At 64.3% G+C, this 25,798-nt stretch carries 24 protein-coding genes and 1 pseudogene; 9 read left to right on the top strand and 16 right to left on the bottom strand.

Features of this window, described 5'->3' with window-relative positions; translation table 11 throughout:
- Positions 1-17 precede the first annotated feature (17 nt).
- The 7 genes from NH14_RS18725 to NH14_RS18695 all read right to left on the bottom strand — a co-directional run bounded on the left by NH14_RS18725 (position 18) and on the right by NH14_RS18695 (position 5,859).
- Positions 18-350 carry a nucleotide pyrophosphohydrolase gene (locus tag NH14_RS18725; RefSeq protein WP_035524938.1) on the bottom strand — a complete coding sequence of 111 codons (333 nt, stop codon included), beginning with the start codon at positions 348-350 and terminating at the stop codon, positions 18-20.
- A gap of 414 nt (positions 351-764) precedes the next feature.
- Positions 765-1,190: a VOC family protein gene (locus NH14_RS18720; RefSeq protein WP_035524276.1), complete on the bottom strand. Its 426-nt coding sequence runs from the start codon at positions 1,188-1,190 to the stop codon at positions 765-767.
- Positions 1,191-1,329: 139 nt separating this feature from the next.
- On the bottom strand, positions 1,330-2,022 hold the full coding sequence (locus NH14_RS18715; protein ID WP_035524273.1) for a DUF2848 domain-containing protein: 693 nt from the start codon (positions 2,020-2,022) through the stop codon (positions 1,330-1,332).
- A 15-nt stretch (positions 2,023-2,037) separates the two neighbouring features.
- On the bottom strand, positions 2,038-3,384 hold the full coding sequence (locus tag NH14_RS18710; RefSeq protein ID WP_035524270.1) for an amidase: 1,347 nt from the start codon (positions 3,382-3,384) through the stop codon (positions 2,038-2,040).
- 2 nt (positions 3,385-3,386) lie between these two features.
- Positions 3,387-3,773, bottom strand: coding sequence for a cupin domain-containing protein (locus NH14_RS18705; RefSeq protein ID WP_035524267.1), 387 nt, complete (start codon positions 3,771-3,773; stop codon positions 3,387-3,389).
- A 42-nt stretch (positions 3,774-3,815) separates the two neighbouring features.
- Complete coding sequence (locus NH14_RS18700) at positions 3,816-5,297, bottom strand: 4-hydroxyphenylacetate 3-hydroxylase family protein (protein WP_035524263.1); 1,482 nt, start codon at positions 5,295-5,297, stop codon at positions 3,816-3,818.
- 31 nt (positions 5,298-5,328) lie between these two features.
- Positions 5,329-5,859 carry a flavin reductase family protein gene (locus NH14_RS18695; RefSeq protein ID WP_035524260.1) on the bottom strand — a complete coding sequence of 177 codons (531 nt, stop codon included), beginning with the start codon at positions 5,857-5,859 and terminating at the stop codon, positions 5,329-5,331.
- A 272-nt stretch (positions 5,860-6,131) separates the two neighbouring features.
- On the opposite strand from NH14_RS18695, the gene NH14_RS18690 reads away from it, so the two are divergent.
- A complete protein-coding gene (locus tag NH14_RS18690; protein WP_035524257.1) occupies positions 6,132-7,355 on the top strand; it encodes an IscS subfamily cysteine desulfurase in 1,224 nt (407 codons plus the stop codon).
- Positions 7,356-7,405: 50 nt separating this feature from the next.
- Here NH14_RS18690 and NH14_RS18685 read toward each other — a convergent pair whose 3' ends face one another.
- Positions 7,406-7,948, bottom strand: coding sequence for a MarR family winged helix-turn-helix transcriptional regulator (locus NH14_RS18685; RefSeq protein ID WP_035524254.1), 543 nt, complete (start codon positions 7,946-7,948; stop codon positions 7,406-7,408).
- Between the two features lie 122 nt (positions 7,949-8,070).
- Here NH14_RS18685 and NH14_RS18680 point away from each other — a divergent pair, with 122 nt between their 5' ends.
- Positions 8,071-8,664, top strand: coding sequence for a nuclear transport factor 2 family protein (locus NH14_RS18680; protein WP_035524251.1), 594 nt, complete (start codon positions 8,071-8,073; stop codon positions 8,662-8,664).
- A 69-nt stretch (positions 8,665-8,733) separates the two neighbouring features.
- Here the strand turns inward: NH14_RS18680 and NH14_RS18675 are convergent, their stop codons facing one another.
- Both NH14_RS18675 and NH14_RS18670 read right to left on the bottom strand, forming a co-directional pair.
- A complete protein-coding gene (locus tag NH14_RS18675; protein WP_035524248.1) occupies positions 8,734-9,915 on the bottom strand; it encodes an MFS transporter in 1,182 nt (393 codons plus the stop codon).
- An 88-nt stretch (positions 9,916-10,003) separates the two neighbouring features.
- Positions 10,004-11,719 (bottom strand): amidohydrolase, encoded by a 1,716-nt coding sequence (locus NH14_RS18670; protein ID WP_035524246.1) that lies wholly within the window; start codon positions 11,717-11,719, stop codon positions 10,004-10,006.
- Between the two features lie 223 nt (positions 11,720-11,942).
- Here NH14_RS18670 and NH14_RS18665 point away from each other — a divergent pair, with 223 nt between their 5' ends.
- Positions 11,943-12,803 (top strand): response regulator transcription factor, encoded by an 861-nt coding sequence (locus NH14_RS18665; protein ID WP_035524244.1) that lies wholly within the window; start codon positions 11,943-11,945, stop codon positions 12,801-12,803.
- 50 nt (positions 12,804-12,853) lie between these two features.
- A complete protein-coding gene (locus NH14_RS18660) occupies positions 12,854-13,150 on the top strand; it encodes a YciI family protein (RefSeq protein ID WP_035524242.1) in 297 nt (98 codons plus the stop codon).
- Positions 13,151-13,274: 124 nt separating this feature from the next.
- Here NH14_RS18660 and NH14_RS18655 read toward each other — a convergent pair whose 3' ends face one another.
- Entirely contained in the window at positions 13,275-14,063 is a 789-nt protein-coding gene (locus NH14_RS18655) for an FRG domain-containing protein (protein WP_035524239.1), read from the bottom strand.
- Between the two features lie 73 nt (positions 14,064-14,136).
- On the bottom strand, positions 14,137-15,111 hold the full coding sequence (locus NH14_RS18650) for a response regulator (protein ID WP_035524237.1): 975 nt from the start codon (positions 15,109-15,111) through the stop codon (positions 14,137-14,139).
- A 370-nt stretch (positions 15,112-15,481) separates the two neighbouring features.
- Here NH14_RS18650 and NH14_RS18645 point away from each other — a divergent pair, with 370 nt between their 5' ends.
- Positions 15,482-15,979 (top strand): acyl-CoA thioesterase, encoded by a 498-nt coding sequence (locus tag NH14_RS18645; RefSeq protein ID WP_035524235.1) that lies wholly within the window; start codon positions 15,482-15,484, stop codon positions 15,977-15,979.
- Between the two features lie 13 nt (positions 15,980-15,992).
- On the opposite strand, the gene NH14_RS18640 is transcribed toward NH14_RS18645, so the two are convergent.
- Positions 15,993-17,456, bottom strand: a complete 1,464-nt coding sequence (locus NH14_RS18640; protein ID WP_035524936.1) for a sensor histidine kinase — start codon at positions 17,454-17,456, stop codon at positions 15,993-15,995.
- A gap of 421 nt (positions 17,457-17,877) precedes the next feature.
- Here NH14_RS18640 and NH14_RS18635 point away from each other — a divergent pair, with 421 nt between their 5' ends.
- Positions 17,878-19,587 (top strand): diguanylate cyclase, encoded by a 1,710-nt coding sequence (locus tag NH14_RS18635; RefSeq protein ID WP_161790831.1) that lies wholly within the window; start codon positions 17,878-17,880, stop codon positions 19,585-19,587.
- Between the two features lie 58 nt (positions 19,588-19,645).
- Positions 19,646-20,131, top strand: a complete 486-nt coding sequence (locus NH14_RS18630; protein WP_035524231.1) for an OsmC family protein — start codon at positions 19,646-19,648, stop codon at positions 20,129-20,131.
- Positions 20,132-20,142: 11 nt separating this feature from the next.
- Here NH14_RS18630 and NH14_RS18625 read toward each other — a convergent pair whose 3' ends face one another.
- Positions 20,143-21,042, bottom strand: a complete 900-nt coding sequence (locus tag NH14_RS18625) for a LysR family transcriptional regulator (RefSeq protein WP_035524228.1) — start codon at positions 21,040-21,042, stop codon at positions 20,143-20,145.
- A gap of 98 nt (positions 21,043-21,140) precedes the next feature.
- On the opposite strand from NH14_RS18625, the gene NH14_RS18620 reads away from it, so the two are divergent.
- Together NH14_RS18620 and fabV are read left to right on the top strand one after the other, a co-directional pair.
- On the top strand, positions 21,141-22,157 hold the full coding sequence (locus tag NH14_RS18620; RefSeq protein WP_035524226.1) for an NAD-dependent epimerase/dehydratase family protein: 1,017 nt from the start codon (positions 21,141-21,143) through the stop codon (positions 22,155-22,157).
- Between the two features lie 114 nt (positions 22,158-22,271).
- Positions 22,272-23,468: an enoyl-ACP reductase FabV gene (gene fabV / locus NH14_RS18615; RefSeq protein ID WP_035524224.1), complete on the top strand. Its 1,197-nt coding sequence runs from the start codon at positions 22,272-22,274 to the stop codon at positions 23,466-23,468.
- Between the two features lie 74 nt (positions 23,469-23,542).
- Here fabV and NH14_RS18610 read toward each other — a convergent pair.
- Both NH14_RS18610 and NH14_RS18605 read right to left on the bottom strand, forming a co-directional pair.
- A pseudogene (locus tag NH14_RS18610) lies at positions 23,543-23,878 on the bottom strand (class I SAM-dependent methyltransferase); the annotation flags it as partial.
- 44 nt (positions 23,879-23,922) lie between these two features.
- Complete coding sequence (locus tag NH14_RS18605; RefSeq protein WP_035524221.1) at positions 23,923-25,665, bottom strand: IlvD/Edd family dehydratase; 1,743 nt, start codon at positions 25,663-25,665, stop codon at positions 23,923-23,925.
- Positions 25,666-25,798: the final 133 nt, after the last annotated feature.

Below are 25,798 nucleotides of genomic sequence, written 5' to 3'. Positions count from 1 at the left end.
TGTGTTCAATATACGCGTCAAAGCTCGCTGTGCTTTCTCGCGTTGCCCCTCGCCTTGTTGGCCGGATAGCGGGTCTCGTTCAGCCTCACCTTGTCCGCCGCGGCCTTCACCAGGTCGAAACCGGCCGTATGCGCGACGAGCAGCAGATAGATGAATACATCGGCGCATTCCTGCTCCAGATGCGCACGGCCCTGCGGGTCGGCCACCAGCGCGGCGATCTGCGCGTCGTCCTTCCACTGGATCGTTTCGAGCAGCTCGCCGGCCTCGATGCTCGTCGACACGATCAGGTTGCGCAGCGTGTGAAATTGCTGCCAGTCGCGCGCGTCGCGGAAGGCGAGGACTTGCTCCATGAGACGGTCGAGCGGCGTGGGCGGGGTCGGATTTGGCGAGGATTCGGTCATGGTAGTGAGGAACGGAAAGATCGAACAGGGTGAACGCCCAGGCACCGGAGTTGCGGCGTCAAATGGCAGGAGACCGGCAAGGAATGCGCTGGACAGCACAGTTGCGAGCACGCAACGCAAATTGCGAGAACTGAGCGGTTTACCTCGCTTTGCTCATGAATTCGTCCCACGAATTGCGGCCGTAGACTAGTCTTGCATTCAAACAACGATGGTTTGATGGGGGAACAAAATGAACGTGACCAACTGGATCGTAGTGCTCGACTGCGCGTACATGGAATATTCGAGCTGGCTCGGCAGGAACATCTACCGGCGCACGGTCGCATACGACCGCGTCGTGTGGTGCTGAACGGCTCAAGGGCCGCTTCAGGGAGTTGATTCCAGCCACTGCGGATTCCAGGCGACTTCCCAGAGATGCCCATCGGGGTCCTGGAAATAGCCTGCGTAACCGCCCCAAAATGTGTCGTGCGCGGGTTTGACAATGCGCGCGCCAGCCGAAGCCGCTTGTGCCATGGCGGCATCCACTTCGGCCTTCGAAGCAACGTTGTGACCGAGGCTTAGCTCGGTTGGGCTGGCCGGCCCCACCGCCAGCCCCGTGTCGTGGGCCATGCTCGCGCGCGGCCAGAGCGCCAGACGGAGGCCGGGCTGGAGGTCGATGAACACCACGGCCCCGTGCTCGAATTCCTTGCCTACGATGCCTTCGGTTGGAAACCCCAGACCATCGCGGTAAAAGCGCAGTGAAGCGTCAAGATCGTCGACGCCAAGCGTAATGACGGTGATGCGGGGTTTCATGCGATGGACTCCCTATCGGTAACGGTAAGGCGGTTAGGCGTGACGCCGATGCAGCCAACAGGCTGCCCAGCGTACGCTTACCGTGCAATGAAGTCCAATCGCCGGGCCGGTTCCGCGTTCGAATGTGTCAGCTCATGCCTCAGCCCACCACGGGCAGCGTCTCGACCTCATACGCATGCCGCAGCGTCCGCCCGAGCACGGGGTCTTCGAGCACGACCTCGAACGCCTGCGCCGCGCGGATGCCGCCAATCGCCGCCAGCGTGCCGCACAGCATCGCGGTGCCGTCCTCGAACTGGCCGCCCCGGCTCGCGAACTGCGCGAGCAGATCTTGCGGGCTGCGCATCGCCGTGACCTTGCCTTCCTGATACAGCACGCGCTCGCCGTCGATCGTCGCATACGAGCGCAGCAGCAGGTCGTCCCAATGACCGGCCACGTCGCTCAGGCGCCACAGCGTGTCCGCGCAGGGCTTCTCGCACATCTGCTTGGAAACCGTGATCCCATAGGTTTCCACCTGGCGGTCGGTGTGATCGGAGGCAATGCCCACGAAGGTCTCGCCGCCGTCCTTCACCAGCACGAACTCGGCCTCGCCGCTGCTTTCCTCGCCCGTGACCTGAATGGCAGGCGCGGCGCCGATGCGATCCGCCGCCACGCGATAGAAGACCGGCGTATACGCGGGGCGCTTCACCCCGAGTGCTTCGAGTTCGCGAATATGCTTTTCCATGGCGACCGTGTCGCGGCCGGTCCAGCCGGCGATGACCAGGTGGTTGATGGCGATCGCGCGCTCGGTGTATCGGCCCGCGCCCTCTTCGATCCTGAATTTGATGACCTTCACGATATCTTCCTTCCTTTAACGGGTTTGGCGCACGACGTTCTCGACGTCCATGCCAATCGCGAGCACGCGCCGGTCGCTCATGTGCCGGCCCATCAGCATGAGTCCGACCGGTTCGTCTCCCGGCGCGTGGCAAGGGATCGAAACGGCGCACAGGTCGAGCATGTTGGCGATGGCGGGGTTGCGCAGCAGCAGGCGGTTCGTCGCGGTGTATTCGGCCTCTTCAGCAAGATCGGCGATGCGCGGCGCGACGATGGGCACGGTGGGGCAAACCACGGCGTCGTAAGGCTGAAGCTCGTCGTCGGCGCGCAGGCAGAGTTCCGAGCGCAACGCCTTCATGCGCACGTATTCCGCAATGCTGTTCTGGCTGCCGAGGCGAATGCGCGCCAGCACGCGCGGGTCATACTCGCCCGCCTGCTCCTTGATCAAGCCGACGTGCCACGACCAGGCCTCCATCGCAACCAGGCCGCCGTGCTCGCCAAGCGCGCCAAGACGCTGCCAGCTGTCGAACGCCACTTGCTTGACGATTGCGCCCGCAGCGCTCAACCGCGCAATCGCCCGCTCGAACGCAGCCGCGACTTGCGCATCGAGACCTTCCATCACGATGGCCGACGGCACGGCCAGGCGCAGTCCGGCGAGCGCTTGCGCCTCATGGGGCTGGATCTCCAGGTCCCCCGCCATGATCGAATCGAGCGCCGCGCAACACGCCACGCTCGGCGCCATCGAGCCCACCGAGTCGTAGCTCGTCGAGAGCGGCACCGCGCCTTGCAGTGGAATACGCGCGGCAGTCGGCTTGAAGCCCGCGACGCCGCATAGCGCAGCGGGAATCCGGCACGAGCCGCCGGTGTCCGAGCCGATGCCCGCGGCGGCCATGCCGTCGGTGACCGACACCGCCGCGCCCGACGACGAGCCGCCGGGAATGCGCCCCGCGGCCCGGTCGAACGGATTCGCCGGCGTGCCGTAGTGCGGATTGATGCCAAGCCCCGAATAGGCGAACTCGGTCATGTTGGTTCTGCCAACCAATATGGCCCCCGCCGCGCGCAGCCGGCCAATCGCCACGGCGTCGCGGGCAGCCGGCGCGCCGGACAGCGCCCGGCTGCCGGCCCGCGTGATTTCGCCCTGAACGTCGAACAGGTCCTTGACCGAAACCGGAATGCCCGCGAGCGGCCCGGCCACGCCGAAGCGGCGCATCGCATCGCTGGCTTCGGCTTGCGCCATGGCGGAAGGACTCGCCCCATGGGGGAACACGCGCCGCCCTTCGCCGGCGCTATCCTCGATTCGCGCCACGCACGATGCGACCACTTCCGCCGCATCGATCTGGCGATCCGCGAGCCGGGCTCGCAATGTGTCGAGCGTTGGCAGCATGATCAAGCCGGATCGTAGTAGTGGATTTCCAGCAGCACGCAGCCGTCGTTCGACTTGAACGGGCCGTGCCACGCGCCGGGCGGGCGCACCGCATAGGTGTAGCCCTTGAAGGGCTTGCCGCCCTGACCGTGCTCGTCGTTGCCCACGGTCAGGTCGCCCTCGACGAGGAATACCTCTTCCCAGTAGTCGTGCACGAACGGCTTCTTCGTAAAGAGCCCTGCGGGCAGGCGCAGCAGGCGCGTGCGGCTGCCGCGCTTGTTATCCGTGTCGAGTTCGCCGGAAAGAATCAATTCCTGCGCGCCGGATTCGGGATCGTAGCCTTCGGGAAGGCGCCAGCCGTTGATCATGTCCAGGCCATGAAACTCGTCATGGAGCTTATTGATTGCCATGTGTCTCTCCTTGATGGAATGTGAATTGAATCGACGTTGCGCTCAGGCCGCGCGCGGCGTCCTCGCCAGTTCCTGGTCGAGCGAATAGCTCGACAGCAGGTCGTCGACGAGGCCCGTGGCCTTGCGCCAGTCATAGGTGCGATAGGCGTGACCCTTGGTCACGAACGATGCGCCGGCGTAGAACAGCTCGTACTGGTTGTGGCGCGACGCGAATTCCGAGCCCACTGCGTCCCACGCGAGCTTGAAGAACTTGACGCGCTCTTCGGAGCTGCAAACCGGCGACTTCTGGGTCTTTTCGATGATGCGCAGCAGTTCTGGATTTTCGAAGTCCTGAATACTGGACGGCAGCATGATCATCCCGCCGCCCGCAAGTTCGCGCAGCGTGTTGAGAATCTTCGAGTAAAGCTGCTGCGTGAGCACCTGCGAGCTGTACAGCATGTTGCGGTCGGGCACGTAGTAGCCGTTGACCACGGTGCCCTTTGCTTCCATGCCGTACACATAGGCCTCGACCATGGACGCTTCCGCCGAAAGCTGCCCGAGCGCCTCGCGTACCTGCGGGAAGCTGTTGGTGCCGTTCACTTCCGAAATTTTGAGGCCGAGCCCGACCAGGAAACGCAGCTTCGTCATCAGACGAACCTGGCACTGGTAGTTTTGATAGACGTGCGCCGGCGTGGCGTGAAACTGCTTCGCACACAACGACACGTCGCCGGCCACGAAAATGCGCTCCCACGGCACCTTGACGTCGTCGAAGTACAGCACCGCGTCGTTTTCGTCGTAACGGCTCGAGAGCGGGTTGTCGAACACCGAGGTCGCGTTTTCCTCATAGGACTTGCGCGAAATTACCTTCATGCCCTTCGCGTTCATTGGCACCACGAACGACAACGCGTACATCTCGTCGCCTTCGCGCAGCGGCTGGATGCAGCTACAGAACACTTCGTTCGCCATGATGCCGCTCGTCGCCAGCATCTTCGCTCCGCGCACGGTGATGCCTTCCGCGTCCTGGTCCACGATGCCCACAGCCAGATACTTGTCCTGCTGCTCGTGCGCCGACTGGGCCTGGTTCGCCTGCGGGTTGACGATCACATAGGTCAGGAACAGATCGTTGTCGCGCGCATATTTGTAGTAGTCGCGCAGCGCGCCGGCACGCGCTGGATCGGCTTGCTCGAAGACGTCGATGCCCATGTACATGCCGGCAATACAGGACGCAACGTGGTCCGGCGAGCGGCCCATGAAGCCGAAATGCTGTTCCGTCCAGGCTTCGAGGGCGGCGCGGCGTTCGACCAGCTGCTCGTAGGACGTGGGCAGTTCCCAGATCCGGCTCACGCGGCGGCCCGTGTCCGGGGACGCGAACGTCATTTTCTCGACGTTTTCCGGACGCGCCTGGTAATCGTAGAGATTCGCGTAGCTGCGAATCGAATTGCGAAACGCGGGATGCGTTGTCACATCGCCTACCAGCTTGCCGTTGAGGAACACCTCGCGCCCGTCGCGCAGCGATGCAATATGTTGAGTTCCGTTCTTGATCACGTTCTTCTCCAGAGTGAATTCTTCTGCGGTATTACGCCGATGCGGTTTGAACAGCGTCGAGGGAGCAGTAGCGCCCGCCAAAGAAAATCAGGGGACGGCCATGGGGGCGCGCCTGATGGCGCGTGACGCGGCCCACGAAAATCACGTGATCGCCGCCGTCGTATTGCGCATAGGGTTCGCATTCGAAGGTCGCGAGCGCGTCGGGCAGGAGCACGGCGGCGTCGCGCTCGCTCGCCTCGCTGTCGCGCCAGCTCCATTTGTCGCCATTGGCCTTGGCGAAACGGTTCGACATGTCCTGCTGGGTCTCGTCGAGCACATTGACCGCGTAACCGGACGCGCTGCATAGATCGGCGAGGCTCAGACTGCGACGGTCGACCGAGAACAGAATCAGTGGCGGATCCAGCGACACCGCATTGAACGAGGCCACCGTGATGCCGATTGGATGCCCTTCGCGCCGCGGCGCGGTGATGACCGCCACACCCGTGGCGAACATCGACAAAGCCGCCCGGAACTGCCGCTGGACGTCGACGTTGCCGTCGGTCGGTACTGTTGTGCTGCCCATCTCGCTCTCCTTGCTTTGCCGCCTTGCGCATCCGTTTCGCACGGCCACAATGCGAGTTAATTTAGCTTTGTTACATAGCAATTATTAAAGTCAAAACAAAAGAGCTGCTCAAGCTATGGTTTACCACTACAAGAAAGCTTTGTTTAAAAGACAACCCTACTGGCGGGATGGATGTTGGCGGGTTCGGGAAAGGGGCCGCGCTACACTTCGTCCCGCGAGTTCGCCCTCGCGTGGCACGTTGCATGGCACACACCGCATCAGGAGCACGATTGATGGAATCCAGGACCGATTCACGCCCGATCTACATGGACTACAGCGCGACCACCCCGGTCGACCGGCGCGTGGTCGAGAAGATGGTGCCCTTCCTTCACGAGGATTTCGGCAATCCCGCATCGCGCAGTCACAGTTACGGCTGGACCGCCGAAGCTGCCGTCGAAACCGCGCGCCAGCAGGTTGCCGATCTGCTGCATGCCGATTCGCGCGAGATCATCTGGACCTCGGGCGCCACGGAAGGCAACAATCTCGCGATCAAGGGCGCGGCAAACTTCTACAAGGGCCGTGGCCGTCATCTCGTCACGGTGAAAACCGAGCACAAGGCGGTGCTGGACACGTGCCGCGAACTGGAGCGGCAGGGTTTTGAAGTCACGTACCTGGACGTGGGCGCGGACGGGCTGCTCGACCTCGACTCGCTGCGCGCGGCGCTGCGCGACGACACCATTCTCGTTTCGGTCATGATGGTGAACAACGAGACCGGCGTCATTCAACCGGTTGCCGAAATCGGCGCGATGTGCCGTGCCAAAGGCATCGTTTTTCACTGCGACGCGGTGCAGGCCGCGGGCAAGATCGTTATCGACGTGAACTCGCTCGGCGTCGATCTGCTTACGGTCACGGCGCACAAGCTCTATGGCCCGAAGGGCATCGGCGCGCTTTATGTGCGCCGAAAGCCGCGCGTGCGCATCGAGGCGCAGATGCATGGCGGCGGCCATGAGCGCGGCATGCGCTCGGGCACGCTGCCCACGCATCAGATCGTCGGCATGGGCGAGGCGTTCAGGCTTGCGAAGGAAGAGATGGAAGCGGAAAGCGCGCGAGTGGGCGCGCTGCGCGACCGGCTGCTGGCCGGCCTGACGAAACTGGATGAAGTCTACGTCAACGGACACCTCGCGCAGCGCATTCCCCACAACCTGAATGTCAGCTTCAACTTCGTGGAGGGCGAGTCCTTGATCATGGGCATCAAAGGTGTGGCGGTATCGTCGGGGTCGGCGTGCACGTCAGCGTCGCTGGAGCCGTCGTACGTGCTGCGCGCGCTCGGGCGCAGCGACGAGCTTGCGCATAGCTCGATCCGCTTCACGATGGGCCGCTTCACGACCGAGGCCGAAGTGGACGAAGTCATCCGGCAGGTGACCGATACCGTGGCGAAGCTTCGTGCGCTGAGCCCGCTATGGGACATGCATCTCGAAGGCGTGGACCTCGCAACGATTCAATGGGCGGCGCATTGAAGGCGGCGCGCCATGGTGATCGATAATGACCGTCGCCACGGAAATTGCGCTCAGGGCTTTTCCTGGCGAGCGATCATATGCGAAAGGTCCAGCGTCGCGCGGTCGCCGTTGCCCACCAGCCGGTCCACGACCGAGCACAGCGCCTTGAATTCCGCCTTCGTCACGCCTTCGAAGAGGACGTTGTTGATGCGCTGCTGGTTCTCCGCAAGCGCGCGCAGCAGTTTCCATCCGGCCGTGGTCACGGTCAGGCGCATCTTGCGCTTGTCGTCGGGATCCGAGCGCTTGTCGATCAGGCCGAGCTTCTTGAGCTTGCCGGTTTCGAGCGTGACGAACGCGCCGCTCAGGTGCAGATGGTCCGCCAGCCGGTTGACCGTCACGATCTCGTCGTCCGACAAATGAGAGATCGACACGAGCAGCGAATACTGAATGCCGCTCAGGCCGATCAGCGCGCCGAATCCGTCGCGGATCGACAGCAGCCGCGCCGCGAACGGCAGCAGTCCATTGATCAGATGCCGAAATTCCCGGTCGCTGCCATCGACGAGGCAGGCCGGATTGGTTACCGTCAAGACGGACTGATCCTGTTGTTTCGCCATGCTCTTTACACTCCCCGGTTGCTTGCGCGGTTACCTTTGTAAGCTAATTATACTGCAAAGCCTCGGTCCTCCCGCACCGCCAAGGTGCATACGTGCGGGCGTCCGCGCTCAGGATTCACGACATGACCTCACTTTCCCTCTCATCCGCACGGTCTCTGCTCGAATGCTATCTGCATGCGAAGGACCAGAACCGGCCCGAACTGATCGCGCAATGCTTTGCCGCCGAAGCCACGCTGACGTTCTCGATAGCCACCGATTCGATCGATTTTCCGCGCAGCGTGACGGGTACGGACGCGATTGCGAAAACGCTGGTGTCCGATTTTGGCGAGCGTTTCGATCGATGCCGAACGTATTACGTATGCGTGGAGCCGAGCCTGGATGCGGACGGCGTCTGCATCATGCCGTGGCTCGTGGTGATGCGCGAGAAGGAAACCGAAACGCTGCGGCTCGGCAAGGGCGCGTATCGCTGGAGAATGGGCCGCGCGACTGGCGGCGCGGAGAGAATCGTCGGGCTGCATATCCATATCGAACGCATGGATACGATCGCTGACTCGGGTTCGGTCAAGCTGGGCGCATTGCAGGACGCGCTGACCTACCCGTGGATGCCGACCGCGATGCTGATGCGGGGTATTCAGGCGTTTGAGAAAACGTGTGCGAATTCAGCGTTTGTCGCGGCGTTTCGGGAGCCGTCATCGACCGACGCGGTGCGCGGCTAAAAGCCGTTCACCGCTGTGCGCCGGGCGAATGCCATTTCTTTGGCACTCGCCCGGCGCACCGCCGTCCCGTCACTCGCAGGTCGGCACGAGCGCGGCATCGTCATCGAGCCGCCGCAGCTTTGCATAGAGCACGAACGCCAGCACGCACAGCGCGATGGCCACCTCGAGCGCCGCGCGCGTGCCCGACGCCTCCAGCAATTCGCCGCCAGCGATGGAGCCCACGCCGAAGCCGAGCGCGAGAAAGCCGGGCGAGAGCGCGGCGAAGCGGCCGACGAAATCGTACTGAGGGATCGTCGCGAAGATCAGCAGCGCGCCGCCGGTCCAGCAGACGATGAACACCACGGCGCCAATCGCGAACGACAACGGCGAGGGCGGCAGCGCGAGCGACGCCGCGGCCAGCACGCAGCCCGCGAGATTGAACAGCGTCCAGCGCCGCAGGCCGCTGCCCACGCCGAGCCTCGGCATGAGCACGCAGGCGGCCAGGCTCACCAGATTGGCGACCGCCAGGACGCCGGAGATGTATCCACCGCTCAGGCCCGCATCGGCGCCGATCTTCTCCAGAAAGGTCCACACCACGCCCACGCCGCCGTACAGCGCAAACAGCGCAACGAGCGAAAGCAGCGCGCCGCCTTTATCGACGTGTCCTTGCATGGCTTGCTGCGGCGTAGCCAAAGTTTCGTCGCGCCCTAACTGCCACGCGGTGCAGGCAAACGGCACGGACAGCGCCGCCACGAACGTGAATACGCCAGGCGCGCCCCATGTAGCGCCCAGCCATGGAATCACCACCGCGAGCAGCGCCATGCCCCAGAACACCTGCCCCATCACCAGCATGCCGAGATGGCGCTCCGGCGTGCCCGTGTACGAGAGGTAGCGCATGGCGATGCCGTTGAGCGCCCCCGCTCCGATGCCCGCCAGCCAGCGCCACAGCGCGAACGCCACGAATCCGTGCACGCCAGGCGTCGCGAGATTCGCGCCGGCCGCCAGCACCGCTGCGGCAAGCAATACGTGCCGGACCGGCTGGCGTCCCAGCCCGAATGCCACGAGCAGCGAACCGCACGACATGCCGAGCACTTCGACAAACACCGCGACGCCCAGCGTCGCATCGCCAAACGCCCAATGCTGCGCGACCTGTCCGACCACGGCGGGCAGCCCCATGAACACCGTCGGCGCGAACACGCCGAGCGCCACCATTGCCGCGACGAAAGCCTTCTCCGATCGTCGCGCGCCGTCTTCTCCATTTGCTCTATTCATTGCACCATCCTGTCTTGCGCCCGGGCATCGCGGCCCGGGCTGTCTCCTCCAACACGCGCGGCGCGCCTTGCACCACGCGGCCCGCGCCTTACCGGTCCAGCGCCTCGCGCGCGAAATCGCCCTGCGCATGGGTGAGTTCGCCGTTCATCATCGTGAGGCCCACGTCGACCTTGCCGATCTCGTACTTGCCCACTTCGAACAAATCGCGCTCGAGCACGATGAGGTCCGCGCGCTTGCCCACGCTCAGCGAGCCGATTTCTTTCTCCATGCCAAGCTGATAAGCGCCGTGGATCGTGTAGGCGGCAATCAACTGCGGGATGCTCAAGCGTTCGTTGATGTCGGGGAACACCGCTGCATCGGGCTCGCCGGCCAACTGGCGCGTCAGGCCCGACTCGATGTGCTCGACGGGCCGGTGCTGGCAGCGGCACTGGCATGCGAGCCCATCCATGCCGATCGACACCGTCACGCCCTCCTCGATGAAGGTGCGGAACTTGTACATGCTGCTCCAGCGCTTCTCGCCGTAGAACTCGCGAATGGCCTTCGTATACGTGTCGACCACGCCCCATTGCAACTGCGTATTCGCAAGCACACCCAGCCGGCGGAAACGTGGAATGTCCGCGGGATGCGTGAGAAACGCGTGCGTGATCACATGACGGCGGTCGCGCGGCGGATTGAGCGTGTTGGCGCGCTCGATCGCGTCGAGCGCGCCGCGCACGGCCGCGTCGCCCACGCAGTGCACCATCACGTCGACGCCATGGCGGTCAGCTTCCAGCACGAAGCGATTGAAGTCCTCGATCGGCGTATTCGGCTCACCGCAGTAGTGCGGCCGGTCCTCGTACGGCTCCAGCAGGTAAGCCGTGTGATTCATCTCGGTGCCGTCGAGAAACAGCTTGAGCGTGCGCGCCTTCACGAGCGGCGACTGATAGCGCGCGCGATATTCGAGAATCGTCTCCACCGGGTCGCGCGTCGCTTCGATAGCGGCATAGCTGCCTACCACGCGCAATTTGAGCGCGCGGTCGCGCTCCATGCGCATGAGCGTTTCGTAGAGCCAGGTTTGATCGCCGCTCGGGTCGATGAAGCCGGCGTCGAATACGGTCGTGATGCCCGCGGCCACGAGCTTCTTTTGCCACTTCAGGAACGAGTCGTAATAGAGCTCGCCCCACGGCGGCAGAAAGCCGGCTTCGGAGAGGCGGCGCATGAGCAGCGAATACGCTGCGCCGTCGACGATCACGCCCGTGGGTTCGCCCGTCACCGGATCTTTTTCGAACCAGCTTGCGCCTTCCTCGACCGGCGGTGTGGATGCATCGATGCCGCCGACCTCGAGCGCCTTCGAATTGACCCACATGGTGTGGAAATCGGTCGAAAGCAGGCAGACCGGACGGTCGGCGCAAATCGTGTCGAGCGTCGCGCGATTGAGCAGTTCGGCAGGCATGGCCGCCTGCACCCAGCCCATGCCAATGATGCTTTTCTCGTGCGGATGCGCCTCTACGTAGGTGCGCAGCGCATCCAGCACCAGTTGCGGGTCTTCGAAATTGATGAACGCCTGCGCGGCGAATGCCGTGGTGGAGAAATGCCAGTGCGACTCGACGAAGCCCGGCAGCATCAGCCGGCCACCCACGTCGATCGTGCGCGTATGCGCGCCGGCAAAGCGCTGCGCGCCCAGCGTATCGCCCACGAAGACGATCCTGCCTTCGCGCACCGCGACCGCGCTCGCCCAGGGGCAATGGGGATCGACCGTATAAGCCCGTGCATTCGTGAGAATGACGTCGGCCGGGGTCTCCTTGTATTGGTTCTGTAAATTCATGGCGGGATTCAATGAGGGAATTCAAGTGCCGTCAATCGATGGCTGGCGACAAAGGTATCGGGTAGCTTCATCGAGGTATGCCCTACTTCGAGGAGGGCAAGACAGCATTTCCCACATGGCGCGCGTTTCATGAATTTACCGATTCTGGCGACTGCGGCTTTCTGATAAGGTTCCGCGCACGATCGACCAGAGGACCAACCCGCGGACTGACGAGGGTGACACCATGCTATTGAACGTCGACCCATTCAACCAAGGCAGCCAATACCTCAATGTGCCGATCAAGCCGATGGGCGAGGTCGTCCAGGCCGTGGGCCAGCCGCATTTCGTGCACCGGCTCACGCTGTTCCTGAACGACCTCGTGCCGCTGGACTTCGTGCACGTCGAGCGTTCTCGCCTCGACAGCCGCTCGCCGCTCGGTTACCGCTGCGAGTGGCTCGGCAGCGGCGCCGTGAACGAAGCCCAGTCCGTTGTCGACGACGTCATGGCGCTCTACTACGAGCGCTTCCAGGCGGCCGATCCGCTGTTCGCGGGCATCCGCACCACGGTGGGCACGCATCTCGTGGTGCGCGACATGAGCCAGGTGCCCGCCGGGGAGTTTCGCGAGCGCATTTTCGAAAGCCGCGAGATCGCCCATGAATGCGTGCTGACGAAAAGCGCTCCGCGCACGCAGTGTTCGCTCGCAATCGTGCGCCGCGATCGCCTGCCGCCGTTTTCGCTCGCGGACCTGAATTATTTGAGGCACCTGGGCGAGCTGCTTTTTCCGCTGGTGGAATTGCATGCGTCCACGGCCGCGATCAAGCGAACCGCCAACGCGGTAACCGATACCGACCCGCTCGTGCTATTCGACGCGCGCATCGAGCGTGACGGCATCCGGCTTTCGAAGCGCGAATATGAAACGTGCAGGCATTTGATCCGGGGGCACACGGTGCCCGAGATCGCGGAGTTGCTGGGCGTGCTGCAAACCTCGGCCAAATCGTACGTGCAGCGCGCGTTCGCCAAGCTCGGCGTGCGGACCCGGCGCGAACTGGCGCAATGGGCGCTGGGGCAGACCGCGCAAAACGAGGGACATGCCGGCCCACGGTAACGCCCAGCCTCTACAATGCCTCACGCGATCGCAATCTGAATGGAGCCCCCATGTACATCGTCTCGCTGACCTACACCGCCTCGCTCGAACGCATCGACGACGCCCTGCCGGCCCATCGGGACTACCTCGACGCGCAGTTCGCCGCCGGCAACTTCGTGGCTGCGGGGCCGAAAGTGCCGCGCGACGGCGGCGTGATCCTCGCCTCGAATATGGAGCGTGCGCGGCTCGACGCCATTCTCGCCGCCGATCCGTTCGCGGAGCAGGGGCTCGCCGCCTATGTGGTCACGGAGTTCAGGGCCACGCGTCTGGCGCCGAACCTCAACCTGCCGCTGCCCGAGGCGCCATGAGCGCGCAGCGCGGCCAGGCGGATCGTTGCGTGGTTATTTCGGGCTGCTCGGGCGGCGGCAAATCCACGTTGCAGGACAGTTCAAACGCGCGCGGCGAAGACGCGGACGCCCGGTAACGCCGCCTTCACTGCGCCTGTATCATCCCCGACCACACGATCTCCAGTTCCACGCCGATCGAGCGCGCGAGCCCGTCTAGTCCGGGAAACAGCGAAGCGTTCGTGATGTTCATGCGGTAGAGCCACTTCATCGCGTCCATGCGAATGCGCGCGGGCAGCACGATCTGATGCAGCAATTCCTCGTTGCTCTCGTAGCCGTCGAGAATGCTCTGCAAGGGCCTGTCGATCACGCCAGGCACGACGAAAGTGCCCGACTGGGCCACGAGCCGGTCGTCCATCTCGGTAGGCTCGCCCGACCACAGCACCTCATTGGTATTGCAGAAAAAATACCGTTCGAAGTGTCCCGGCACGCGCGGGTCGATCACGTCGCGCGTGAGCACCGGGTCGGCTTTAGGGCGCGCGCGATTGTTCCAGAGCGCGGGCGTGTTCAGCGCATAGACGACGGCGTCCCCAGTTGCGCGCTCGAGCGCGAAAAAGGCCGCCACGAACGGGCTCTTGGTGAAGTCCAGCAACCGCGTGGGCGCGCCGTGGTGCTGCATGAGCGCGAGACAGCGCAAATCGTCGGCGAGTATGCCGGGATGCGCGAGAAAGTTGTGCGCCTTGCGACGAAATACACGAATCGCGCGCTCCTCGCGCGCGCGCCATTGGCTGCGGTCGCCCACGAAATCGCGCATATACCGCGAAAGCGAGCTCTCCAGCCGCCATTGGGCGTTCTGCTGCCCGCGAAATGCCCAGCCGTCGAGCTGCGTCGTCAGCTCCATGAACTGGTTCCAGTTGGCGAGTTCGGTGGTCTGCATGGGGATGTCCGTGAGTAACCTGTGGCCGCGCAAGTGCCAAACACGCTACCACACCAGCGATTACACCGCGAAGTCAGTGCATCCGTTGCGTACGCAACCACTTTGCGTAAGTCACGATTTCCGGCGCCACGTCCACACTGTCGATACGGGTCCAGCTCACATAGGTATCCGGCGCGCCCGGCACCGGCTGCGGAGCCGCGAACTCCACGTTTGCCATGCCTGGCCGGTACGCTTCGTTGGGCCAGAACACCGGCATGATGCGGCGCCCTTCCATTTCCTCGCGCAACGCGGCGGGCCCGCCCTCGTCGGTCACGACCTCGCATTGCGCCGCCCAGTCGCGCGCGTCCCACGCGAGAAATACGCCCGCCTTGCCCGCTGCATCGAAGGTGAGCACCGCGTTCTGTTCGGGCCGCCAATAATATTCGACGATGCGCTCGCGCAGCACGAGCGCATCCAGCGCCTCGGCCACGCCGCGTTCCGCATAGGCCGCGCCCACGCCGTGCACGCCAATATGCCCATGCCCCGCGCAGAATTTGCGCTGCGCATTGGCAAGCGCCTGCGCGAGCTTGCGCGCCATGCCTGGGTCGGATTTCTTCAGGTAGAAGTGGATGAGCCCCGCGTTGAACGCATCCACCGCGTGCGATTCGTCGGCGGTGCCGGTAAGCAAGATGCGCGTGCAGTTCGCGTCCTGCATTGCATCTTTCACCGAGGCGAGAAATTCGAGCCCATCCTGCCCGGGCATGTCGTAGTCCACCACAATGGCCGCGACTTGCGAAAAGCGCCTGGTGTCGGCCAGCGCGTCCTTGCCCAGCGCATTGCCGCCCCGCTTCTCGAACTCCGACCATAGCTCGCCCGAGGTCGGGCTGTGGCCCGCGCCGCGCGCGCCCTGCGCCTCGATGAACGCGCGCGCCTCGGGCTGCGAGGTGAAGAAATGATGCGTGAATGCATTCGGGAAGAAGCCGCGCAGCGCATGGAGAAAATCCGCACTGTCGTCGAGAAAAATCACGGATACGGGGTAAAAAACCGGCTGTCTGACGATGGAACTCATGTAATGGCCTCGGTGCTCGCTACAGACCCACGGCGCGAATCGATGCTGCTCATTGCGGGTGGCGCGCCGCCGGCTGCCAGATTATGCGGCCTTGCGAGCGCGCGCGGCAACCGTTGCGCTCCCCGCCGATGATCTTCATAGGGCGTTCGGACCTGCGTAATCGTTTGCGCCCGCGTTTGCCTGCGCGCTTGCCTGCGCGTTTGCATACGACTATCGCCACCAGGCAAGCTCAGCGCCTGGAAGATCCTGGCGACTATGTGCTCAAGGCGGTTTTGGCGGCAAGGGAACGCGCAGAGAATTGGCGCATGTCTTCAAACATCGAGGACATGCGTGGCCGCCGCCGGCGGCCAATTCGAACTGGAGTTTTGAAATGAATGCCCGTGAATCGATCCCCGCCGTGCTCTCCCGTGGCGTCAACGGCTTTAGCCCGGAAATCATGGAAGCCACCCCGAGCAAGACCTTCCATCACGTCATCGACATTTACCTCAAGGACTCGAATGCCTTCATGAATACATATTTCGCCCGCTATTTCGAATGGCAGGGCATTTGCCGCGAGCGCTGGTTTCACGAATGCATCCACAATAATCTGCTCGCGGCGGGCGGCGTCTTCGTCACGAAGCGCGCGCACCAGGAATATGTGCAAGAGACGTTTCCGTTTCAGCGCGTCGATTGCTATCTGAACACATTCCAGGTGCGCCAATGCTCCGCCTATCTGGTGTTTCGCTTTTGCGTGGACGGGCGTCCCGTTTCGCTCGGTTACCAGCAGATTCTTTTTGCCGGCACCGACAAGCGGATTCGCCGTTTCCCGCCGGGGATTATCGAGCGCGTCAAGGAGTATGAACTCGTCCTGCCCGCAGGGACGAATTAAGACGTGAATTGATTCAGCCAATGTAGTCCTGCCCCGCCGTCCAGCGGCGGGGCTTGCCTGCCGGATCGTGAAGCGCGCGGTCGCCGGCTGACCCCGGTTCGGGCAGTTGCAGCGTAAACGTGGTCGCCACGTCGGCCTCGGACGCGCAGGCGATCGTGCCGCCCAGCGCCTGGGCCACGCGCCAGCAAAACGCGAGCCCCATGCCCGCTCCCTTGCCGTGAGACTTGGTGGAATAGAACGGCTCGAAAATATGCGGGAGCACGTCGGGTGCAATGCCGGGGCCGTTGTCGGTGAAGCGCAGCACGCAATAGCCGTCCTCGCTCGACGCCGAGATTTGCACACTGCCACTGCCTCTGCCGCTCGAGTGAATCGCAAAGAGCGCATTCTTGAGCAGATTGAAAAGCACGAACACGATCAGCGAATCGGAGCCCGAAAACTCCAGTTGCGGATCGATCGGCAACACATTGACCAGTTCGCGCTCGCCCGGACGAAACGGAAAGCGCTCGAGCGCCGCGTTCACGCAGGAGCGGATGGAGTAGGCCTCGAAGCTGCGGCGGTCGAGCCGGTCGAGCGTGAACGATGCCAGCGACATCTCGACGACGGTGCTCGTGCTGTCCACCTGCCGCTGTATCGAGGAAGCCAGCGACGAAAGACGCTCCGACTGCCCCGGATACAGGCCATCCACGCATAGCTGGTGCTGCACGGCCAACTGGTAGCCGCGCATAAGTTCGGGCAGCACGTTGCCGATCTCCTCGGCATGCATGCCGATGGCCGCCAGCGGCGTAGCCACTTCGTGCGCGACCGTTGCCGCGAGCAAGTACGGCCGCATGAGGCCATAGCGCACGATGGTCACCGCGAGAATGCCAAGACTCAAGGCGATGAACACGGCGCCCACTGGATAGAACGCCACGCCGTAATTGACCGCATAGTCGGAAGCGGCGAGCCCATAGAGACACAGACTCAGCAAGCACAGATCGAGCAGCTTGCGGCGGTCGTGCGAATGGGTCTGGCGCCGCGCGGCGAACAGCAGCCAGGCGCTGCGCGCCGCGAGCAGCACCGTTTGCGCGACGTGCACCGGATGCAGCAGCCCCGCGCGCGGATACTTGCCGAAGAAGAAACTGCCGTAGCCCGAGACCACCTCGTCGCTCACCGCGAGCGCCATCGCGAGCACGATGCACAAACCGTACGAGGCGAACAGCAGCGGCCGCTCGCTGCGCCGCGTGGCAACTTCGATCACGAAGTGATAAAAGGTCGTGGGCAAAAACAGAATGAACAGGTAGCCAAACTTGACGAGCGCCCCGGCGAGGCCCGGCTCGGAAATCTGGAACAGAAACGCCCAGGTGCCTTGCCAGACGAAGGTGGTTCCGCACATCGCCGCAAACGGCAGCGAGAGGCGCGTCACACCTTCCGTGAGCAGTACGTAGACGCCAAACCCGAGAAACAAGGCGGATACGAACGCGGGCAAGATCGAATACATAAATGGTCGCGTGATTCTTGTTTTCTTCGCACGGTGCGTGGCGCGGGCGCGCGAGGCAGTGTTGAGTGCGGCGTTGAAAGGCGTCCCCGTGCAGCCTATTTCCGTTTGCCTGCCAGCCGCCACGCGCAACAAGTTCATCGTTGCGATTATCGCTTGAATCGACGATTTTTTCGTGAAATTCCCCATGACTTCGCACAATAATGCGTAATGAATTATCAATGCGCGGCGGGGTGGCATCTCTCACGCGGATTGGATGGGAGAAGATGAATTTGCGCGATGCTATGCTTCGCGCATTAGTCGAATAATGCGCCGGCCAGTACGCCAGCGCGCATCCACACATTGCGAGGCCGGGGACACCATGCAGCACAGCGCGAAACGCACATCAGGCCACACCCGGCCCGACCGTTTCTCCAGCATCGTCATGAAACGGCCGCTTCTCGTGGTGACGCTGTGCTTTGTGGGCGCCATGGCGCTCGTGACGCTCGTCGGGCTGCGCCAGCTTTACACCATCGCGCGCTCCGACCTGCAAAACCGCCAGCGCGACCTCGAAGTGCGCGCCGTCGGCGTGGATGCGCTCATCGACGCCGAGCGCCGCCACCTCGTGGCCCTGCGCAACTATGCCGAACACGTGCTGGCCGCAGGGGAGCAGCAGCGCATCGGCTTGGAAAGCCCCGCCGTGCGGCCTGCGCTGGCGCATACATCGCAGCCGGTCTGGCAGGTTCCCGGGTTGCTCGGCGGCCCCGCCGTGTTCGGCACGAACGCAGCGGGCCTCGCGGACCTCGATGGCTTTCATCGCGACGACGCCGCGCTGCCTGGCGACATCGCGCTCGCGCGCGCGCTCAGCCCGCTCGTGGAAATCAGCCACCAGGCAGACGCCATGCGCGGCGCGGTGGCGTTCGTCTCGCCGAATGGCATGTTCGTGAGCGCCCCGGAGCATCATGGCATGAGCACGCCCGAGCTGCTGCGCCATTTCAGCACCATGTATTACTACCGGGGCCAGCTGCCCGAGCACAATCCACGTCGCGACGTGCTCTGGACGCCGGTCTATACCGGGCTGCAGGACGGTGAGGCAGTTTCGACCTTGAGCGCCCCCGTCTATCTCGGCAACCAGTTCCGTGGCGTAGTGGTGATGGACATCACGCAGTCGCGCCTGCTTTCGCTGCGGCTCTCCACCGGCAACATCGAGGACAATGAAGATCCCCTCGATTTCGGTCTCCTGAATACCAATGGGAGCGTCGTGTACTTCCGCAACGGCGCGGTAATCGCACAGCGTCCGGCACGCTTTAGCCCCAGACTGCTGCAAACGGCGGCGAACTCGGTCGATACGTGGATGCGGCAAGGTTCGGGCTATATCGAGCGCAACGGCCAGTACCTGCTCTACCGGCGTATCGGCCAGTCGCACTGGATTTTGCTCGCGGCCACCGACAACGCGGAACTCACCATCGCCACGGCGCGGCGCGTGCTGGGCAGCCCGCTGATTGCCGCATGGATCGTGCTCGGCCTGCTGCTGATCGGCACGCTGCGCATCGTGACCAATATATTCGGCCACTACATGGAGGCGAGCGAGCGGCTCGAAACGCTCGCCCGCAGTGACCCGCTCACGGGGCTCGCGAACCGCCGCCGCTTTCAGGAAGTCTTCGCCGAAGCACACGAACGCGCGAACCGCGCGCCGCAGCAGCCAGCATCGTTGGCAGTGCTGATGCTCGACATCGACTTCTTCAAGCGCGTTAACGACCGCTTCGGCCACGCGGCCGGCGACCGCGTGTTGACGATCCTCGCCGATATCCTGCGCGCCACCCTGCGTGGCGTCGACCTGCCCGCGCGCATGGGCGGCGAGGAATTCGCGGCCCTGCTGCCCGACACCGATCTTGCTGCCGTCACCGCCGTGGCCGAGCGCGTGCGCCACGCGATCGAAAGCCACGCGCGCGACGCCACCGTGCCCGCCAGCACCGAACATCCCGAAGCCATCGCGTTCACGGTGTCCATCGGCGTGGCCGCGAGCCCTGTGGACGGCCCCATCGACTATGAGGCGCTCATGCACGTGGCCGACGCACGGCTCTACCTGGCGAAGCAGGGCGGGCGCAACCGCGTCGTGCATGCCAGCGCGCCGATGCCGGACGTCAAGGCGTGACACCGGCCTCGGGCATCAGTGGGATAATGCGCACTGACCGACCGCATGGAGAACGGCAATGGCGCACACGGAGCACAAATACACGGTAACGGTGCAATGGACCGGCAATCGTGGCACTGGCACTTCAGGCTATCGCGACTACGGCCGCGACCACGTGATCGAAGCGGCGGGCAAGCCCGCCATCGCTGGTTCGTCGGACCCCGCGTTTCGCGGCGACCGCGCGCGCTGGAACCCCGAGGAACTGCTCGTGGCCTCAGTGAGCGCGTGCCACAAGCTCTGGTATCTGCACCTGTGCGCCGATGCGGGCATCGCCGTGCTCGCCTATGTGGACGAGGCGCAAGGCACCATGATCGACGGCGGCCACGAACCGGGGCGCTTTAGCGAAGTCGTGCTGCACCCGCGCGTGACGATCCGCGCGGGCGACGATGCGGGCGTTGCCACGCAACTCCATCATGCTGCACACGAGAAGTGCTACGTCGCGAACTCGGTGAATTTCCCTGTCCGCTGCGAACCGCTTATCGAGGTCGCGAGCGCGGCCTCGTAACGCAATCCGCCTCAGCCGCGCGCGCTCGCGATGTACGCCTCCAGACCACCCGCGAGCGCATCGAACACCGCCTTGCAACGGCGGTTGCTGCGCAGGTCTTCATGCATCGTGACCCACGTTTGCAGCTTGAAGCCGCACACGCGCGGCAGCACGCGCCGCAAGCGGGCATCGCGCCGCGCGACGCCGGTCTGGCACATGCCGATGCCGCAGCCCGCGCGTATCATCGCCAATTGCGCGACGTCGCTATCGGTGCGCAGCGCAAACGCCTCGCGTTTCAAGTACGGCAGCTTGCGCATGGCCTCGCGCAAGAACGGCGTGACGGTGTCGAAGCCGATCAGGGTGTGCTGCGCGAGTTCGGCGAGCGTTTTCGGCGTGCCGCGCTCGGCGAGATAGTCGTCGCGCGCGTGCATCCCGACCTCGATTTCGCCGATGCGCCGCGCAATCAGCATCTCCTGTTGCGGCTGCGTCATGCGCACGGCGATATCCACTTCACGCTGCAACAGATCCTGCACCCGGTTGGACGGCACCAGCTCCACCACCAGCTCCGGATGGGCGCGACCTAGCTGCGCGAGCACCGGCGGCAGCACTTCCACGCTCACGACCTCGCTCGCCGATACGCGCACCACGCCGCGCATGGCATTGCCCTGCCCCGACGCGGCGCGTTCGAGCGCCGCCGCCGTGCTGCGCATGGATTCGGCGTAGCCGCGCAGCATGCGCGCCGCTTCGGTGGGCAGGAAGCCCGCGGGCGAGCGCGTGAAGAGCGGCTGGCCGAACGCGACTTCGAGCGCCGCCACGTGCCGCCCCGCCGTGGGCTGCGTGATGCCGAGCGCGCGCGCCGCGCCCGAGAGCGAGCCCTCCGTGAGCACCGCGAGAAAGGTCCGGTAGAGTTCCCAGTTCAGATTCGAGGCCATGCATAAATGTATAGTGGCTGTGCGATTCCAGGCAATTTTTTATTACTCACGAGACGCGCAGAATCACGCCATCGACACCTCTCAAACGGAGCACGGACATGGCAACGCACTCTCTCGAAACGCGCCGCACGGCGCTCGTGCTGGGCGTAACGGGCGGCATCGGCGGCGAAGTCGCGCGGCAGTTGATGGGTGCGGGCTGGCACGTGCGCGCGCTGCAACGCGGGACCCGCGCGATCACGACCACGCGCGCCGGCCACGGCATCGAACAGGTGCAAGGCGACGCCATGGACCGCGATGCCGTGTTGCGCGCCGCGCAGGGCTGCGAGGTGATCGTGCACGCGGTCAACCCGCCGGGCTACAAGCGCTGGGCCGAACTCGTGCTGCCGATGATCGACAACACCATCGCCGCCGCCCAGGCCGTGGGCGCGACCGTGGTGCTGCCGGGCACCGTCTATAACTTCGGGCCGAAGGTGCTGCCGCTCGTGGGCGAAGACGCGCCGCAGCAGCCGCGCACCCGCAAAGGCGCGATTCGCGTCGCGCTGGAGCAGCGCCTTGAAACGGCTGTGGCGCATGGCGTGCGCTCGATCATCGTGCGCGCCGGCGATTTTTTCGGCCCGCGCGTGGGCAATAGCTGGCTTGCGCAGGGTTTCGTGAAAGCGGGGCAGCCCGTGCGCACGGTCCGCGAACCCGGCGTGCCCGGTGTGGGCCACGCGTGGGCCTACGTGCCCGATGCCGCTCGCACGATATGCGAGCTGATCGAGATGCGCGCGACACTCGCGCCGTTCGCCCGTTTTCACATGGCCGGGCATTGGGACGCCGACGGCACGCAAATGGCCGCCGCGATCTGCCGCATTGCGCAACGCCATGGCTTGCACGCGCAGCGCAAGCCGTTCCCGTGGCCGCTGATTTATGCCGCCGCGCCATTTGCCACCACGCCTCGCGAAATGCTGGAGATGCGGTATCTGTGGCGCGAAACGCTTGAACTCGATAACGCCAGGCTGGTAGCTACGCTGGGTAGCGAGCCGCATACGCCGCTCGATGTCGCCGTCGAGGCAACGCTGGCCGGGCTGGGTTGTCTCGGCGATCGTGTGGGCGCGCTGGCCGGCGCGCCATGAGCGGCGTGGCGGGGCGCCGGGAGCCGCCCACCTGCCCAACCATGGCCCAGACTTTTTGCTCGCGCTAAAATGCCGCCCGTTCTTGCATGCATCTGCGAATTACGGAGAAGTCTGATGATTATCGAACCGCGCGTTCGCGGCTTCATTTGCGTGACGGCCCATCCCGTGGGATGTGAAGCCAACGTCGCGCAGCAAATCGAATACGTCGATGCGCACGGTCCCATTGCCAATGGTCCTAAGCGCGTGCTCGTGCTGGGCGCGTCCACGGGCTACGGGCTCGCCGCGCGCATCTCTACGGCGTTCGGCTCGGGCGCGGCCACGCTCGGCGTCGCTTTCGAGCGCGCCGGCACCGAGACCCGCCCCGCCACCGCCGGCTGGTACAACACCGCCGCGTTCGAGAAGTTCGCCGCGCAGAAGGGGCTCTACGCGAAAACCATCAACGGCGACGCGTTCTCGAACGCCGTGAAGCGCGAGGCCATCGACATCATCAAGCGCGATCTCGGCCAGGTCGACCTCGTGGTGTACAGCCTTGCCGCGCCGCGCCGCACGCATCCGGTGACGGGCGCAGTGCACACCTCCACGCTCAAGCCGGTGGGCAAGACGCTGCGCATGCGCGGCATCGACACCGACAAGGAGATCATCAAGGAAACCGTGCTGGAAGCGGCCACGCAGAGCGAAATCGACGCCACGGCGGCCGTGATGGGCGGCGAGGACTGGCAGATGTGGATCGACGCGCTGCTCGAAGCGGGCGTGCTGGCCGATGGCGCGAAGACCACGGCGTTCACCTATCTCGGCGCGGAGATCACTCACGACATTTACTGGAACGGCTCCATTGGCGCGGCCAAGAAAGACCTCGACCAGAAGGTGCTGGGCATCCGCGCGAAGCTCGCGGCGCGCGGCGGCGACGCGCGCGTTGCCGTGCTCAAGGCGGTGGTCACGCAAGCGAGTTCCGCCATTCCCATCATGCCGCTCTATCTCGCGCTGCTCTTCAAGGCGATGAAGGAACACGGCACGCACGAGGGGTGCATCGAGCAAGTCTACGGACTCCTGCGCGATTCGCTCTACAGCGCCACACCGGTGCTCGACGACGAAGGCCGCCTGCGCGCCGACTACAAGGAACTCGATCCTGCGATTCAGGCGCGCGTGAAAACCGCATGGGACCACGTCACCGACGAGAACCTTTACGCCACCACCGACTTTGCGGGCTACAAGGCGGAATTCCTGCGTCTGTTCGGCTTCGGCATCGAAGGTGTCGACTACGGCGCCGACGTCGATCCGAATGTGGCGATTCCCGGTATCGTCGAGAAATAAGCTTCGGGTCTCGCGCCCCGACGCGGCACGGCACGGCGCTAACGCTGCGCGCCGATCAGCAACATCATCGGCCGCTCGGCTACTTCTAGCGCTTCCAGATCGGCGCGACGCCATGCGATAGACGCGTGTTGCGGCAACGATTGCGCCATCGCCTGTGTCATCGCTCGTGCGCGCTCCAGCATGCGCACCGAGACGTCCACGCCTTCCACCGCCGCCGCGGCCTGCTGCGCCGCCCAGCGGCAAAACCAGCCATAGCCGCAGCCGAGATCGAGCACCCGCATACCCTTCACGTCCGGCAGCAATGCGCACAGCGCGGGCCATTCGGGCGCGCCGTCGAGCCCCTGCACCGAGCGGTTCAGGCGGCTGTAGCCTTCGAAGAAGGCGGGGTCGTCGTAGATGTTCTGGGTCATGCGCGACAGTGTCTCACGAGGCGCGTTTGCGTGTTCCGCCGTCTTCAATGCGAATGCCTCGGCACCTCCGCACCCCGGCAGCCCACGAGGAAATCGAAATCGCATCCCTCGTCGGCCTGCAACACGTGCTCGACGTAAAGCTTGCGATAGCCGCTGCCGTCCGCCGGCTCGGGCTGTTGCGCGGCGGCCCACGCAGCGAGCCGTGCGTGGATCTCTTCATCGCTGATATCCACGCGCAGCGTGCCCTTTTCGCAATCGAGCTCGATCCAGTCGCCGTTGCGCACGATCGCAAGCGGGCCGCCCGCGCGCGCCTCGGGCGCAACGTGCAGCACCACGGTGCCATAGGCCGTGCCGCTCATGCGCGCGTCGGACACGCGCACCATGTCGGTCACGCCCTGCGCGAGCAGCTTGGGCGGCAAGCCCATGTTGCCCACCTCGGCCATGCCAGGGTAGCCGCGCGGCCCACAGTTCTTCATCACGAGCACCGAGTCGGGTGTGACGTCGAGCGCGGGGTCGGCAATGCGCGCCTTGTAGTCGTCGAAGTTCTCGAACACCACGGCGGGGCCGCGATGCTTGAGCAGCGTCTGCGTGGCCGCCGACGGCTTGAGCACCGCGCCATTCGGCGCGAGATTGCCGCGCAGCACGCACAAGCCGCCGTCCTGCACGAGCGGGTTGGCGAGCGGGCGGATCACCTCGTCGTTATAGCTCGGCGCCTCGCGCACGTTCTCCCATAACGTGTGACCGTTCGCGGTGAGCGCGTCGGGATGCGGCAACAGCTTCGCTTCGCCGAGCCGCCGCAGCACCGCCGGCAGACCACCCGCGTAATAGAACTCTTCCATCAGGAAACGGCCCGAGGGCTGCAAGTCGACAAGCGTGGGCGTGTGACGGCCAATGCGCGTCCAGTCGTCGAGATCGAGCTTCACGCCAATGCGCCCCGCGATCGCCTTCAGGTGAATCGCCGCATTGGTCGACCCGCCAATCGCGGCATTCACGCGGATGGCGTTCTCGAAAGCCGCGCGCGTGAGCAGCTTCGAAAGGCGCAGATCTTCGAACGCCATCTCGACAATTCGGATTCCCGATAAATGTGCCATCACGTAGCGGCGCGCATCCACGGCGGGAATGGCTGCATTGTGCGGCAAGCTCACGCCCAGCGCCTCGGCCATGCACGCCATTGTGGAGGCTGTGCCCATGGTGTTGCAGGTGCCCGCCGAGCGCGACATGCCCGCTTCCGCCGCCATGAATTCGTGCATCGAAATCTTGCCCGCCTTCACCTGCTCGCTCAACTGCCACACCACCGTGCCCGAGCCGATGTCGCGTCCTTCATGCTTGCCGTTGAGCATCGGTCCGCCGGTCACGACGATGGCCGGCACATCGCAGCTTGCCGCGCCCATCAGCAGCGCGGGCGTAGTCTTGTCGCAGCCGCACAGCAGCACGACCGCGTCCACGGGATTGCCGCGAATGGCTTCCTCCACGTCCATCGATGCGAGATTGCGCGTGAACATCGCCGTGGGCCGCAGGTTCGACTCGCCGTTGGAAAACACCGGGAATTCCACGGGAAAGCCGCCCGCTTCGTACACGCCGCGCTTCACGTGCTCGGCGAGCTTGCGGAAGTGCGCGTTGCACGGCGTGAGCTCCGACCACGTGTTGCAGATGCCGATGATCGGCTTGCCCGCGAACTCGTGATCGGGAATGCCCTGATTCTTCATCCAGCTCCGGTACATGAAGCCGTTCTTGTCCGTCGCGCCGAACCACGCGGCCGAACGGAGCCGGATTTTGCGAGCGTTCATGGCTTTACCCACTAAGTGAGAGAATCCCATAAATAGCATGACTATATAGCCCGAAAAGATCGGGAAAACGCGGATTTAAACCGCCAGATCAGTTGAATATAGTTTGCCTATTGAGGCTTGCAAGGCAGATGGC

The organism is Paraburkholderia sacchari, assembly GCF_000785435.2.
Taxonomy (GTDB): domain Bacteria; phylum Pseudomonadota; class Gammaproteobacteria; order Burkholderiales; family Burkholderiaceae; genus Paraburkholderia; species Paraburkholderia sacchari.
This window is presented reverse-complemented; position numbering and strand designations above follow the sequence as displayed.

Excerpts from the sequence above, each read along its gene's own strand:
- NH14_RS18725 (WP_035524938.1), bottom strand. The coding sequence starts at position 350 with ATGGAGCAAGTCCTCGCCTTCCGCGACGCGCGCGACTGGCAGCAATTT.
- NH14_RS18720 (WP_035524276.1), bottom strand. The coding sequence starts at position 1,190 with ATGAAACCCCGCATCACCGTCATTACGCTTGGCGTCGACGATCTTGAC.
- NH14_RS18710 (WP_035524270.1), bottom strand. The coding sequence starts at position 3,384 with ATGCTGCCAACGCTCGACACATTGCGAGCCCGGCTCGCGGATCGCCAG.
- NH14_RS18705 (WP_035524267.1), bottom strand. The coding sequence starts at position 3,773 with ATGGCAATCAATAAGCTCCATGACGAGTTTCATGGCCTGGACATGATC.
- NH14_RS18695 (WP_035524260.1), bottom strand. The coding sequence starts at position 5,859 with ATGGGCAGCACAACAGTACCGACCGACGGCAACGTCGACGTCCAGCGG.
- NH14_RS18690 (WP_035524257.1), top strand. The coding sequence starts at position 6,132 with ATGGAATCCAGGACCGATTCACGCCCGATCTACATGGACTACAGCGCG.
- NH14_RS18685 (WP_035524254.1), bottom strand. The coding sequence starts at position 7,948 with ATGGCGAAACAACAGGATCAGTCCGTCTTGACGGTAACCAATCCGGCC.
- NH14_RS18680 (WP_035524251.1), top strand. The coding sequence starts at position 8,071 with ATGACCTCACTTTCCCTCTCATCCGCACGGTCTCTGCTCGAATGCTAT.
- NH14_RS18675 (WP_035524248.1), bottom strand. The coding sequence starts at position 9,915 with ATGAATAGAGCAAATGGAGAAGACGGCGCGCGACGATCGGAGAAGGCT.
- NH14_RS18670 (WP_035524246.1), bottom strand. The coding sequence starts at position 11,719 with ATGAATTTACAGAACCAATACAAGGAGACCCCGGCCGACGTCATTCTC.
- NH14_RS18665 (WP_035524244.1), top strand. The coding sequence starts at position 11,943 with ATGCTATTGAACGTCGACCCATTCAACCAAGGCAGCCAATACCTCAAT.
- NH14_RS18660 (WP_035524242.1), top strand. The coding sequence starts at position 12,854 with ATGTACATCGTCTCGCTGACCTACACCGCCTCGCTCGAACGCATCGAC.
- NH14_RS18655 (WP_035524239.1), bottom strand. The coding sequence starts at position 14,063 with ATGCAGACCACCGAACTCGCCAACTGGAACCAGTTCATGGAGCTGACG.
- NH14_RS18650 (WP_035524237.1), bottom strand. The coding sequence starts at position 15,111 with ATGAGTTCCATCGTCAGACAGCCGGTTTTTTACCCCGTATCCGTGATT.
- NH14_RS18645 (WP_035524235.1), top strand. The coding sequence starts at position 15,482 with ATGAATGCCCGTGAATCGATCCCCGCCGTGCTCTCCCGTGGCGTCAAC.
- NH14_RS18640 (WP_035524936.1), bottom strand. The coding sequence starts at position 17,456 with ATGTATTCGATCTTGCCCGCGTTCGTATCCGCCTTGTTTCTCGGGTTT.
- NH14_RS18635 (WP_161790831.1), top strand. The coding sequence starts at position 17,878 with ATGAAACGGCCGCTTCTCGTGGTGACGCTGTGCTTTGTGGGCGCCATG.
- NH14_RS18630 (WP_035524231.1), top strand. The coding sequence starts at position 19,646 with ATGGCGCACACGGAGCACAAATACACGGTAACGGTGCAATGGACCGGC.
- NH14_RS18625 (WP_035524228.1), bottom strand. The coding sequence starts at position 21,042 with ATGGCCTCGAATCTGAACTGGGAACTCTACCGGACCTTTCTCGCGGTG.
- NH14_RS18620 (WP_035524226.1), top strand. The coding sequence starts at position 21,141 with ATGGCAACGCACTCTCTCGAAACGCGCCGCACGGCGCTCGTGCTGGGC.
- fabV (WP_035524224.1), top strand. The coding sequence starts at position 22,272 with ATGATTATCGAACCGCGCGTTCGCGGCTTCATTTGCGTGACGGCCCAT.
- NH14_RS18605 (WP_035524221.1), bottom strand. The coding sequence starts at position 25,665 with ATGAACGCTCGCAAAATCCGGCTCCGTTCGGCCGCGTGGTTCGGCGCG.